A 13,450-nucleotide genomic window follows, 5' to 3' on the forward strand; every position below is an offset into this window, starting at 1 on the left:
CAAAAGCCAACGAACTCGTTGGCTTTTGTTTGATATTTATTTCGTAATACCTTCTAACATAAACAAGAAAGCATCTTCTTTTGCGTCTTCTTTTAGCGACTCAAATCGACCAGAAGCACCTCCGTGACCTGTATTCATATTGGTGTCTAAAAGTAAAATATTGTTGTCTGTTTTTAACTCGCGTAATTTTGCAACCCATTTTGCAGGTTCCCAATATTGTACTTGCGAATCGTGTAAACCTGTCGAAACATACATATTTGGATATGCTTTTACTTCCACATTGTCGTAAGGCGAATATTGTTTCATGTAAAAATAATATTCTTCATCGTTAGGATTTCCCCATTCGTCGTATTCTCCCGTAGTTAAAGGAATTGTATCGTCTAACATTGTTGTTACAACATCTACAAAAGGTACTTGAGCAACAATTCCGTTGAATAAAGTTGGTTCGTAATTTATTACGGCTCCCATCAATAATCCACCAGCAGAACCGCCCATTCCATATAAGTGTGGAGTAGAAGTGTAGCCTTTTTCGATTAAATATTTTGCACAGTCGATGTAATCAAAGAATGTATTTTTCTTTTCTAACATTTTTCCGTCTTCATACCATTCTCGTCCCAAATATTGTCCACCACGAATGTGTGCAATTGCATAAATAAATCCACGATCTAATAAACTTAATCGTACTGAACTAAAATTAGGTTCTATCGTATAACCATAAGATCCGTAAGCGTATAATAACAATGGTGTATCCGCAGAAAGTTTTGTGTCTTTGTGATGAACCAAAGAAATCGCCACTTTTTCTCCATCTCGTGCTTCTGCCCAAATACGTTCGGAAACATAATTATCTTTATCAAAAGTTCCTAAAACTTCCTGCTCTTTTTTGACTTCAGAAGTTTTATCTTTCATGTTGAAATCAATCACAGAAGTTGGCGTTGTTAAAGAAGTATATCCATAACGCAAAATATCGGTGTCAAAATCAGGATTTGTACCCGAACCAGCTGTATAGGTTTCTTCGTTAAATGGTAAATAATAATCTTCTGACTTATCCCAAGCTTTGATATTCATTTGGATTAATCCATTTGTACGCTCCTCGATTACCAAATAGTTTTTGAAAATTTCGAAACCTTCAATAAAAGTTTCTTCACGATGAGGAATTACATCAACCCAATTATTTTGCTCCGTTTTATCAATCGGAGTTTTCATTAATTTGAAGTTAAATGCATCATCTTTATTGGTTTGAATATAAAATTCTTCTCCAAAATGTTCAATAGAATATTCTAAATCACGTTCACGTTTTTGAAAAATTTTAAATTCACTATCTGGTTGATTTGCATTAATATATCTATATTCATCTGAAACTGTACTTGAAGTTCCGATGATGATAAAATCTCTCGATTTAGATTTGTATACATAAACAGAAAATGTATCATCTGTTTCTTCAAAAACCAATGTATCTTCTTCAGCAGACGTTCCTAATTTGTGTTTCCAGATTTGAAAAGCACGTAAAGCTTCGTCTTTTCGTGTATAAAATAATGTTTGATTATCCGCAGCCCAAACCGAACCTCCAGTTGTATTTTCTATTTTATCGGCTAAGATTTCGCCGGTTTTTAAATCTTTAATTTGAATTGTAAAAATTCTGCGCGAAACATTATCCACACCAAACGTACACATTTCGTTATTTGGAGAAACTGAAAGTCCGCCTAATTTATAGTAGGCATGACCTTCTGCCATTGGATTTACGTCAAACAAAATTTCATCTGGATTGTCCAAAGAATCTTTTCTCCGCTTATGAATAGGATATTCTTTTCCTTTTTGATATTCAGTCAAATACCAATATCCATTTATTTTGTATGGAACAGAAGAGTCATCTTCTTTGATACGCGATTTCATTTCTTCGAATAATTTCGCTTGAAATTCTTCCGTCGGTTTTAGGATTTCTTCTGTATATTTATTTTCTTCTTCAAGATAATGAATCACTTCTGGATTTTCGCGATCATTTAACCAATAATAGTTATCGATGCGAATATCGCCGTGTTTTTCTAACTTTTTTTCTATTTTTTTAGCAATTGGTGCTTGCATTGTTTTTATTTTTAAAGCGTGTAAATGTAAGTCAAAACTTATTTTGTATACGTAGTTGTTACCCAAGATTTATCACCCGTTTTAGTTTCGATGATAATAGAATTGTCTTTTGAATAACCAATAGTTTCGTAATGTCCTTTATCAGAAATCACTTCTACGTGATATACATTAGGTAAAGAAGATGGATAAAAATTTGCCACAACTTTGTTATTATCTTGATTGATTAACAAGAAAGAATTATTCCCAGTAGTTGCAACTTGATATTTTACTCCGTTAGATGTATAAGTATTAGATGGTATTTCTTGTTTTATTTCTTGCTGCTTTATAGTTTCGACAGTTTTAGGAGTTGTATTTGCTATTTCGTTACTTGGTTTTGCATTTTGAATTCCAACTGTATTGAAAGCGAGTTTGACTGCTTCTTGAAAACCTTTGTCAAATTCTTTGATACGAGAAACTCCTTCAAAAGTACCAACGTTATTTTGATTACAACTTGTAAAAACAACATCTAACTTATTTGTCAACATACTTTTTTTCTTATTGACATTTATAGTTGTAGCTAAACAAGGATTATTTTTAACTTCTTCTGGCCATGTAGTTTGATCGGCAGATAAAACAATATATTTTTTTTGTTCAAGATTATATTTAACACGATTATTTAGACCATACTGGTTATCTTCAAAATCACTGAAAGATTTTGGTAAAATGACATATTTATAATCACTTACATTTTGAGCTTGTGTAGAAGATAATGAAAGAAGTAAAATTATTGCAATAAGATTTTTCATGAAATTTAATATTTACTCAAAGGTAAATTTTATTCATTTAAAATTAGAGTTTTTACATTTTAATTATGATTCAAGAACTAATTCGAGTGAACTATAATTCTTAACTTTATTAAAAACAAAAAATTATGGGAATTTTAGCAAATAAAGTAGCAATTGTAACAGGTGCAGGATCTGGAATTGGAAAAGCTGTAGCAGAACTTTATGCAAAAGAAGGTGCAAAAGTTATTGTTTCTGATATAAATGAAGTTGGAGGAAACGAAACCGTAAATAGTATAAAAGCAAATGGAGGAGAAGCAATTTTTTTTCAGGCAGATACATCTTCTCCAGAAGACAATGAAGCTTTGGTAAATAAAGCGATTGAGATGTATGGAAAATTAGATATTGCATGTAACAATGCAGGTATAGGAGGACCAGCTGCCTTGACAGAAGATTATCCATTAGACGGTTGGAAAAATGTAATTGATATTAATTTTAATGGAGTTTTTTATGGTTGTAAATATCAATTGCAAGCAATGCAAAAAAATGGAGGAGGTTCTATTGTAAATATGGCATCTATTCACGGAGCAGTTGCTGCGCCTTTTAGTTCGGCATATACATCTGCAAAACATGCTGTTGTTGGTTTAACGAAGAATATTGGAGCAGAATATGGTGCGAAAAATATTCGTTGTAACGCTGTTGGTCCAGGCTATATTATGACGCCATTGTTGTCCGATAATCTTAGTGCAGATCAATTAGAAATCTTAGTTACCAAACATCCGATAGGACGTTTAGGTCAACCTGAAGAAGTAGCAGAATTAGTTTTATTTTTAAGTTCAGATAAAGCATCATTTATAACTGGCGGATATTACTTGGTAGATGGCGGATACACAGCAGTATAAAAATTAAAGAGGGTTCAAATTAATTTGAACCCTCTTTAATTTTATTGTTTTATAATTTTTTCAGATTTTATTACTTTTCCATTTTCAGAAATTTGTAGGATATATATTCCTTTTGAAAGATTTGAAGTATTAATTTGATTGTAATTTGATTTTATAATTTGTTTTTTTATTAATTTACCATCAATTGAAGAAAGAGTAATTTCTCTTTTAGAAATTGTATTAAAGTTAATATTTAATTCTTCGTTAACAGGGTTCGGAAAAATAGTAGTTTTTAGATTATTTAAATCCTGTGTTTTTAATTTTGAATAATTAAAATGAGCTTCGTCTCCATTTTTATTTTTTACAATTAATGCTTGTGAATTGTTTATATCATTACTAATTTGATAAGTAAATGGACCTAAATCTTGAGAAAGTACAGAAGTCCATACTTTAAAATAGTCACCTTCGTATTTACTAAAACTAGAATTAGGGTTACATTGCATAAGTGTTTCTCCAGTAAAATTTCCTTCAAATGACGAATCAGAAAACTTAGTAATATCTAAACTAAGTATATGCCCACATAATCCAGTATTTAGTTTATTTACGTTTCCATATTCATTAATAATTAAACTTGTCTTGTAATCATCGTTTGTATTATTTGTTGGAACAATAATTTCTTTTCCTCCTAAAATAATTTTAGAGTTTACCCAATTTTTTTCTTTCAATTCATTAAATTGAGCAAAAATAGATGATAATGATAGTGTTGAAATTAAAAAAAATAAAGTTTTTTTCATATTAGTTTTCTTTATAAATTCTAATAAAGATACTCTAAAAAAATGATTTGAAAATAAAAGTAAAAATTATAAACAATAAGCTTATTTTTGTAAAACAATTCAACAAACAAAAACAATGAAATTTTTTATCGATACAGCTAATTTAGCAGATATTAAGGAAGCGCAAGACTTAGGAGTTTTAGATGGCGTAACTACAAATCCATCTTTGATGGCAAAAGAAGGAATTACAGGGCAAGAAAATATTATCAATCACTACAAAGCTATTTGTGAATTGGTTGATGGTGATGTTTCTGCAGAAGTAATTTCAACAGATTTTGAAGGAATGGTAAAAGAAGGTGAAGCTTTAGCAGCTTTAAATCCTCAAATCGTAGTTAAAATTCCGATGACAAAAGATGGTGTAAAAGCATGTAAATATTTTTCTAATAAAGGTATTAGAACTAATGTTACATTGGTTTTCTCTGTAGGACAAGCATTATTGGCTGCAAAAGCTGGTGCAACGTATGTTTCTCCATTCATTGGTCGTTTAGATGATATTTCGACAGATGGTTTAAACTTAATCGATGAAATTCGTTTAGTTTATGATAACTATTTATACGAAACACAAATCTTAGCAGCATCAGTTCGTAACACAATGCATATTGTAAATTGCGCAAAAATTGGAGCAGATGTTATGACAGGACCTTTATCTTCAATCTTAGGATTATTAAAACATCCTTTAACTGATTCTGGTTTAGCTCAATTTTTAGCTGATTACGCAAAAGGAAATAATTAAGATTATTCTTAATACAATATAAAAACCGTTTTATCGCTCGTAACAAGGCTTTAAAGCGGTTTTTTCTTTGTTTTAAAATTAAATTTTATTAATTTAGTTTATTAAAATTTGTAATTCTATTGCAAATTTTAAAGAAAAAGATATTTTTAATTTTGAAAATTTTTAATTTATGGCAGTTGAAGTAGCAATATTAGGTGCAGGATGTTTTTGGTGTGTGGAAGGAATTTACAACTCTATAAATGGAGTAGAAAGTGCTATTTCTGGCTTTACGGGAGGAGATACAGAAAATCCTACTTACAAAGATATTTGCGAAACGGAAACAAATCATGCAGAAGTTGTAGAAGTCACATTTGATCCTTCTATTATTTCGTACAAAGAATTATTGGAAATTTTTTGGAATATTCATAATCCAACACAACTTAATAGACAAGGAAATGATATTGGAACACAATACCGTTCGAGTATTTTTTATATTTCTGATGAGCAGAAGAAACAGGCAGAAGAATCTTTGAAAGAATTTGATAACGGAACATTATACGAAGACAAATTTGTAACAACAATAGAGCCTTTAGAGAAGTTTTGGTCTGCAGAGGATTATCACCAAGGTTATTACAATGAAAATCCAGATCAACCTTATTGTTCGGCAGTAGTTGGTCCTAAAATTGCAAAATTTAAATCTAAATTTAAACAGATTTTAAAATAATATTTCAAACAAAAAAATCCCTCTAAAACAGAGGGATTTTGTATTTTATTTACCTTTTTTTACGGATTCCCGTAATTATTGATCTCTAAGTTTGTATAACTTGCGAAACCGTAATATTTATAGATGAAATCAATAACTAATAACCCATATCGGATTGCAGGAATTCTTGCTAACAGTTCTGAAAAAGATATTCTGAAACAAAAAAGTAAAATCAAACGATTTAGCGAGGTTGGTAAAGAAATTATTTCCGAATATGATTTTGCTTTTTTGACATCACCACAACGGAATGTTGAAATCATTGATAAAGCCTTTTCTGATATCGAACAAAATCAAAATAAAGTAGCTTATTCCCTATTTTGGTTTACTAATCTGAACCCTATTGACAATACCGCTCTCCAATATTTAATAACTGGAAATAAAGAAAAGGCTATTGAAATCTGGGATAAGTTAACGGATGAAAAAGAAGTTACATCCAAAAATTTTTCAGCGTTTAACAATATTGGAACTCTTTATTTATTGGAAGGTTCTAAAGAAGAAACTAAAAGCGGAGTTTCAGCTAAAATAAAACTTATAGAATCGGAAAATTTCAAAGATTTTGTACATACGGTTGCTGATCAAACTTTTTCTATTGATAAAAACAAACAGATTGAACTGTTTATTGATGAATTGCTAATGCAATTTAAAAACAAATATTCAACTTCTGAAACAATGGAATTGTTCAGCAATTGCAACGGAACAATTAAAAAATACCTTTCTAAAAAATTTACCGAAGAGCCGATTCATAAAATTGAAACGTTAATTGAACAATTCACTAAAAAACGTGCAAAGAACAAAAGCAATGCTTACAAATTTGGAACAGATTTATACAGCAACACCAAAAATGAATTAACACTTTTAAAATATATTGTAGGGAATGCCAATCTGCAATACAAAATGTTAGCGGATAATGTAGCGAAAGAAATCTTGCAGTGTTCTATTGATTACTTCAACGAAAGCCAAGAGCAAGAAAAAAGCGGTAATTATCTTGAAGAAGCTATGAAGCTGGTAAAATTAGCCGAAAGCGTGGCGGTAAATGATACCACGAAAAATAAGGTAAAAGAAAATATCAGCACGCTTGAAGGAATGAAAGACAGAGAGCTTAATCAGGCGATTGAGGTTTTAAAGTCTATAAAATCTGCTTACGATAAAGCTTCTAAAGAAATTGATGCAGAAGTTGAAAAACTTCAATACGACGATTATGGAAATGGACTGAGTTTACCAAAATTTAATGTTTCAATTAATTGGAGCAAAGTTAATGAAATGAAACAGAAATCTTTAGACTGGAACAAAGTTGTAGAACTTATTAGAGAAGCTATTCCATTGAGAAATGTCGAAAAAATTAAAATTTCTACTCAATCAATCAAAATAGAGGAATACAAATTACTAGTAGACTTTGTAATTAGTAAACTAAATAATAATCAAAAAAATCAAGTTAAATATATTTGTTACTGGAAAACAATTACTACAAGATCAAATGGATCGAATGAAAAAAAACCATTACCAATTAGTAGTGATTTTAGTGATAATGAAGGAGTTTTTTTTGCTGTTGGAAAATTAATTGGAAAGTATTGGTGGGTTATATTTTTAATAGTAATTCTAATTTCATTATTTTCATTTTCTTCGGGTGACTATAAAGAACAGGGAGGTGATAGTCTCATAGAATCTGAATATAATGATGGAATTAATTCCAACATGTACGAATATGAGAATGAATCATTTGGTGATTCTTATAACTCAGATAGTAATAATGAAGAAGGTTCTTATAACTATGAAAATGAGTATGATAATGAAGAAATAGATGAATATTCTAATTAAGAATAATAATTTACAAATGAAAAAAACAATACTATTAACACTTTTCCTTTGTGCAACAATAATTTTTGCACAAGAAAAAAATCTAAACTTGCAAAAGCAACAGCAGGAAATTGGTTCGTTAAACCAAAAATTAAACAATCAACAAGTTGTAATCAATCAGCAAAAAAAGAAATTAACAATTCTTTCAACTAAATCGAATAATCAAGAAAAGCAAATTGATAGTTTAAAAACGGAAATAAATAAAAACGTTCAAAATATTCAAACAATTGCAAATGATTTAGGAACAAAGATTCAACAAACAGAAACTACTGCAATAAACAGTATTTCAAAGTTGGATAAAGATGTAAGCACCAACCGTCTATATTGGATAATTGCAACTTTAGTAACGTTACTTTTAGGTGGGATTATTTATTGGCTTTTGGGTAAACGTATTGCAACGAGCAAAACCGATGTAGAAACTCAAATAAAAAATACAAAAATAGCTTTAGAGGAAGAAAGTATTAAGTTAGATAGCAAATTGGTGGAGGTTTTGGAATCACAGTTAAAACTGAAACAAGAGGAAAAACAAATTGTTCAGACCAGTTCTAATAATGATATAGACCATTCTTTGGCTTTAAAAGTTGCGGATGAAATTATAAGAATCCAAAAGAATCTTCAACAAATGGATTCTGAAACAAAAGGTTTAAAACAACTATCTGCATCGGTGAAAAGAATCCAAGATAATTTTGCTTCCAACGGATATGAGTTGGTAGATATGATTGGTAAAGAATACAATGAAGGATTGAAGGCGATTCCAAGTTTTGTCCCAAGTGAAGACTTAGAAACAGGGAAACAAATTATTACGAGAATTATAAAACCGCAAGTAAATTATAAAAACGAAATGATACAATCAGCACAAATTGAAGTAAGTGTTGGTGAATAAAATATAAAAAACTCATGGCAAGAACAAAAATAGACTACGGGATTGACTTAGGAACAACCAATTCGGTAATTTCAAGAATAGAGAATGGCGAGGCAATTATCAAAAAAACAGATACATTAAAAGATACCATGCCTTCATGCGTGTATATTAATAAAAAACAGGCAATACAAGTTGGAGACAGTGCTTACAATGCATTAAAAAGGGATAAGCTTACTTCAATGAAAAGTGAAGATAAATCTTCAAATGCTTATATCGAATTCAAAAGAACAATGGGAACTGATAAAAAATACTTCAGTTCCAATTTAGATAAAAATTTAAGTTCAGAAGAATTATCGGCAGAAGTTTTAAAAACATTAAAATCTTTCGTAAAAGATGAAAATGTAAATGCAGTGGTTATTACCGTTCCTGCAGCATTTGGTAATAATCAGAAAGAAGCGACTCGTGAAGCCGCTCAATTAGCTGGTTTTAATCATATAGAATTGTTGCAAGAACCTGTTGCAGCTGCAATGGCCTATGGTTTAGATTCTAAAAAGAAAGATGGCTTTTGGTTAGTTTTCGATTTCGGTGGAGGCACATTCGATGCGGCTTTACTAAAGGTCGAAGATAGTATCATGATGGTTAAAGATACCGAAGGTGATAATTATTTGGGAGGTAAAAATCTAGATTTAGCCATCGTTGATGAAATAATCTTACCTTATATTGAAAATAATTTTGCAATTGAGTCAATATTAGAAGATGATAACAAGAAGCAGATTTTGCGTAATGCCATGAAGTTTTATGCAGAAGAAACTAAAATTAAATTATCATTCAATGACACCCATAATATTTTATCTGATTTAGGTGATATTCCTGGAGAAGATGATAATGGAGAAGAATTCGAATTAGATATTACAGTTACTCAAAGCGATATGGAACGTGCTTTAGGCCCTATTTTTCAAAAGGCTATTGATGTCTGTAAAAATTTGTTAGAAAGAAATAACTTAAAAGGTTCATTATTGGATTCTTTGATTTTAGTCGGAGGTCCAACTTTTTCTCCTGTTGTCAGAAAAATGTTGGAGCAGCAAATTTGTAAGCCCGACACAAGTGTTGATCCAATGACGGTAGTATCTAAAGGAGCTGCATTATACGCCTCTACTGTTGATATTTCGGAGGAAATCAAAGAGCAGACAAGAGATAAAACAAAAATTCAAATTGAAATAGGACACGAAGCTTCTACTGTAGAGTTGGAAGAATTTGTAACGTTGAAAATTTTATCTGATAAAACTGAAGGTGCAATTCCTGAAAAAGTATTTGCGGAAATTACAAGAAGTGATAAAGCTTGGTCAAGTGGTAAGATGGCTATTAATGAAATTGGAGAAGTTATCGAAACTCAACTAATTGAAGGAAAAACGAATGCTTTCGAAATTAATCTATATGATGATAAAGGAAATATTTTAGAAAGTGAACCAAAATTTTTCACAGTTATCCAAGGTTCTAAAATTGGAAGTGCTACTTTGGCGTATAATATAGGAATCGAAATCAAAAAAAGAGAAACTGGGAAAATTGTATTTGAAACAGTGAATGGACTTGAAAAAAATAAATCAATTCCAGCTATTGGAACACGAAATGGACTAAAAACACAAAAAGCAATCCGTCCAGGAATGGAATCTGATATTATTAAAATTCCTATTTACGAAGGAGAACACGAAGCAGACGGAACTAGGGCTCTTTACAACAACCATGTAACTGTTATTATTATCAGTGGAGCAGAATTACCCGCATTACTACCCGAAAATAGTGATGTTGATTTAACAGTAAATCTAGATAGGTCAGAAAAAATAACGGTTACAGCGTATTTTCCTTACTTAGACTTTACTTATGATGTTCCTGTGGAAACCGTTAAAGGTTCCATCGAAACATCTTGGCTTTTTAATGAAATTCGTAAAGCAAAAGGAAGCATAGAAGAACTAAAAGACGAAGGCATTAGCAATGATAAAATTGAAAAAGCTGAAAAAGAAATTCTAGATTTAGAAACGAAGTTCGCAAACAATAAAAACGATGTAGATGCGAAACAAGAAGTTTTGACAAATCTTCGCAAAACCCTTAAAAATATTGATGAACTAACTGAAACCACAGAATGGCCTAAATTGGAAGAAGAACTAAAAGAGAAATTTTATAGACTAGAGAAAGCTAATAAAGATTTAGGAAATGACCGTTCTACACAAATCGTAAACCAATTGAGAAATCAGTTAGAGGAAGTTATTAAATCTCAAGATATTAAATTAGGAAACAATTTGTTAGATGAAATTAATAGTGTTTTCTTTCAATTAACAATGATTTATCAGTTAATTAATCTTGTTAGAAACTACAATCAAAACTTTGGAAACTATCATTGGAAAAATTCACAAAGAGCAAGAAGTGTGGTTAACGAAGGTTTACAAATAATTGGAGATCAACCTACGGTAGAAGATTTACAACCAATTGTCAGAGAAATTTTTGATTTATTACCAAATGATGAAAGACCAAGCGGAGATGATTCTGTTTTGGTGGGATAATTTTTTTTAAAAATATCAAGCTATGAAAGGAACATTCAAATCATTTTACTTTTTTGTACTGCTACTATTTGTTTGCGCTCAACTTCAAGCGCAAGCAAGATTAACAATAGAAAATAACTCACAGCGTTCTATGACTGTAAAAGTAATGAAAGGAAGTGGAAAAATGACATTACACAAAACAGTAACTATAAGTTCTTATGGAAGTGAAATTATTTATTTTTCAGAAAGTGGACAATATTTTACCAAATCAAAAGCTGTATTAAAAGGCAAAGAGCCTGTTTATCAAAAAGGCCAACCATTTCAAGTTACAAATGACGAAAGAGGTTATTCTGTAATGACATTAACTTTTAGTATCAAGGAGTCTACCGTTCCGCAATTAAGTGGAGGTAAACAGATTTCAAAATCAGAATTTGATAAAAATTAGGATTAGTGGATAAATTCATAAAAATAGGCTTAACGGTTTTGATGTTTGTTTGCATTTTGGATATGCCTTATGGTTATTATCAACTAGTGCGTTTTATAGCATTAATTGGCTTTGCAGTTTTGGCTTATCAAGCTAATCAACAAAATAGAAAAACTGGAATGTTGATCTATGGAGTATTAGCTTTGTTATTTCAACCCTTTTTCAAAATTGCATTAGGACGAGAATTGTGGAATATTATAGATGTGATTGTTGGCGTTGGATTATTGATTAGTCTTTTTAAAAGAAAAATAATGATTAAATCTACATTGACAAAAGGTCAAATCATTGACGGTAAATACTCGGTTAGCTTCTTTCTGAAAAAAGGAAGCTATGCCGAAACTTATCGTGTACAAAATGAAACAAAAGAGGCCAAATTTCTAAAACTATTTGATTTCAATAAATTGCATCGTACACAGTTTACAGAAAGTGGGGAGATTTTGGAAATCGAAATGCTAAAACAAATCAAGCATCCAAATTTAGTAAAATACAACGATAGTGGGAATGTCGTAATTGACAACAAAAAATTGGCTTATGTGGTATTGGATTTTGTAAGTGGCGAAACTTTAGCAGATAAAATGAAACGTGAAAATACGTTGAACTTATATGAAGCAAAAAGTATTATTTTGAGTGTTCTGAATGGTTTGAATTATCTACACAACAAGCAAATCATTCACAACGACATTACCAACCAAAATATTATGTTGGATTTGTCGGGCAACATTGCCATTCCGAAAATCATAGATTTTGGTTATGCTCGTTTTCTGCAACAATCCAACAAAGATTTTCTGAAAGAAGGCTTAAATCTATTCTATACAGCTAAAGAAACTTTTAATAAAGTCTTTTCATTCCAAAGCGACATATATTCGGTTGGTGCATTGTATTTTCATTTACTAACAGGTTTACCACCTAATTTTATTGAAATTTCAAAATATAAATCTGATAAAATACAATTAGAGGATGTTATTTTAGAGGAAAGAAAAAAGCCTTTAAAATTTTCTGACAAAATTGATGAGTAAACACAAAATATAATCCGAAAAGCATTACAACCAAAAGCAGAAAACCGTTTTAAATCTGTAAAAGAATTTATTCAAACATTGAACGGAGAATTAGAAGTTGAACTTTCAATTCCAGAAGAAAAGGTTAATAAAGTTCAACCCAAAGAAATTAAGAAAGGGAAAGGATTTGCTTCCATTGCAGGAATGCAAGAGTTAAAAAACACCATTCAATTAGATATTATTGATGCTTTAAATCAAAAAGAACGCTATGCAGAATATGGTTTAACAATACCAAACGGAATGTTGCTATATGGTCCGCCAGGTTGCGGAAAGACATTTTTTACAGAGAAAATGGCAGAAGAAATCGGCTTTAACTTTTATCAAATAAAACCTTCGGATATTCAAAACAAATTTGTTAATGCTTCGCAAGAAAATATCAAAAATTTATTTGATGAAGCAAAGCAAAACGCACCAAGCATAATATTTATAGACGAATTAGACGCACTTGTTCCCAACAGAGATACATCTAACATAAGCTATATGAACACAAGTGCTGTCAATGAATTTTTGGCACAAATGAATAATTGTGGAGATGAAGGGATTTTTATAATCGGTGCTACAAATAGACCAAATGCTATTGACCCAGCAATTTTACGTTCAGGAAGATTAGACAAACATATTTATTTGCCACC

The 13,450-nt window shown here is 30.6% G+C and carries 12 protein-coding genes and 1 pseudogene; 10 read left to right on the forward strand and 3 right to left on the reverse strand.

Annotated elements, in window-relative coordinates:
- Positions 1-36: 36 nt before the first annotated feature.
- Both RSC72_RS15190 and RSC72_RS15195 read right to left on the reverse strand, forming a co-directional pair.
- On the reverse strand, positions 37-2,079 hold the full coding sequence (locus tag RSC72_RS15190) for a S9 family peptidase (protein ID WP_332547084.1): 2,043 nt from the start codon (positions 2,077-2,079) through the stop codon (positions 37-39).
- Positions 2,080-2,117: 38 nt separating this feature from the next.
- Complete coding sequence (locus RSC72_RS15195) at positions 2,118-2,864, reverse strand: hypothetical protein (RefSeq protein WP_332566169.1); 747 nt, start codon at positions 2,862-2,864, stop codon at positions 2,118-2,120.
- A 125-nt stretch (positions 2,865-2,989) separates the two neighbouring features.
- Here RSC72_RS15195 and RSC72_RS15200 point away from each other — a divergent pair, with 125 nt between their 5' ends.
- Positions 2,990-3,742, forward strand: coding sequence for an SDR family NAD(P)-dependent oxidoreductase (locus RSC72_RS15200; protein WP_332546222.1), 753 nt, complete (start codon positions 2,990-2,992; stop codon positions 3,740-3,742).
- 41 nt (positions 3,743-3,783) lie between these two features.
- Here the strand turns inward: RSC72_RS15200 and RSC72_RS15205 are convergent, their stop codons facing one another.
- Positions 3,784-4,515 (reverse strand): T9SS type A sorting domain-containing protein, encoded by a 732-nt coding sequence (locus RSC72_RS15205; RefSeq protein WP_332546224.1) that lies wholly within the window; start codon positions 4,513-4,515, stop codon positions 3,784-3,786.
- A gap of 115 nt (positions 4,516-4,630) precedes the next feature.
- Here RSC72_RS15205 and fsa point away from each other — a divergent pair, with 115 nt between their 5' ends.
- The 9 genes and pseudogenes from fsa to RSC72_RS15250 form a co-directional block, all read left to right on the forward strand.
- Entirely contained in the window at positions 4,631-5,287 is a 657-nt protein-coding gene (gene fsa / locus RSC72_RS15210) for a fructose-6-phosphate aldolase (protein WP_332546226.1), read from the forward strand.
- A 169-nt stretch (positions 5,288-5,456) separates the two neighbouring features.
- A complete protein-coding gene (msrA, locus tag RSC72_RS15215; protein WP_332546227.1) occupies positions 5,457-5,990 on the forward strand; it encodes a peptide-methionine (S)-S-oxide reductase MsrA in 534 nt (177 codons plus the stop codon).
- 123 nt (positions 5,991-6,113) lie between these two features.
- A complete protein-coding gene (locus tag RSC72_RS15220; protein ID WP_332546229.1) occupies positions 6,114-7,844 on the forward strand; it encodes a hypothetical protein in 1,731 nt (576 codons plus the stop codon).
- A gap of 16 nt (positions 7,845-7,860) precedes the next feature.
- Entirely contained in the window at positions 7,861-8,766 is a 906-nt protein-coding gene (locus RSC72_RS15225; RefSeq protein WP_332546231.1) for a hypothetical protein, read from the forward strand.
- Between the two features lie 14 nt (positions 8,767-8,780).
- A complete protein-coding gene (locus tag RSC72_RS15230; protein WP_332546232.1) occupies positions 8,781-11,300 on the forward strand; it encodes an Hsp70 family protein in 2,520 nt (839 codons plus the stop codon).
- 22 nt (positions 11,301-11,322) lie between these two features.
- Positions 11,323-11,724: a hypothetical protein gene (locus tag RSC72_RS15235; protein WP_332546233.1), complete on the forward strand. Its 402-nt coding sequence runs from the start codon at positions 11,323-11,325 to the stop codon at positions 11,722-11,724.
- A 5-nt stretch (positions 11,725-11,729) separates the two neighbouring features.
- Positions 11,730-12,002 (forward strand): annotated as a pseudogene (locus RSC72_RS15240) (DUF6804 family protein); the annotation flags it as partial.
- Between the two features lie 12 nt (positions 12,003-12,014).
- Positions 12,015-12,779, forward strand: coding sequence for a protein kinase domain-containing protein (locus tag RSC72_RS15245; protein WP_332546236.1), 765 nt, complete (start codon positions 12,015-12,017; stop codon positions 12,777-12,779).
- Between the two features lie 78 nt (positions 12,780-12,857).
- On the forward strand, positions 12,858-13,450 hold a 593-nt coding region (locus RSC72_RS15250; RefSeq protein WP_332578641.1), incomplete at its 3' end, for an AAA family ATPase.

It is taken from the genome of Algoriella sp. (assembly GCF_036647415.1).
Classification (GTDB): domain Bacteria; phylum Bacteroidota; class Bacteroidia; order Flavobacteriales; family Weeksellaceae; genus Empedobacter.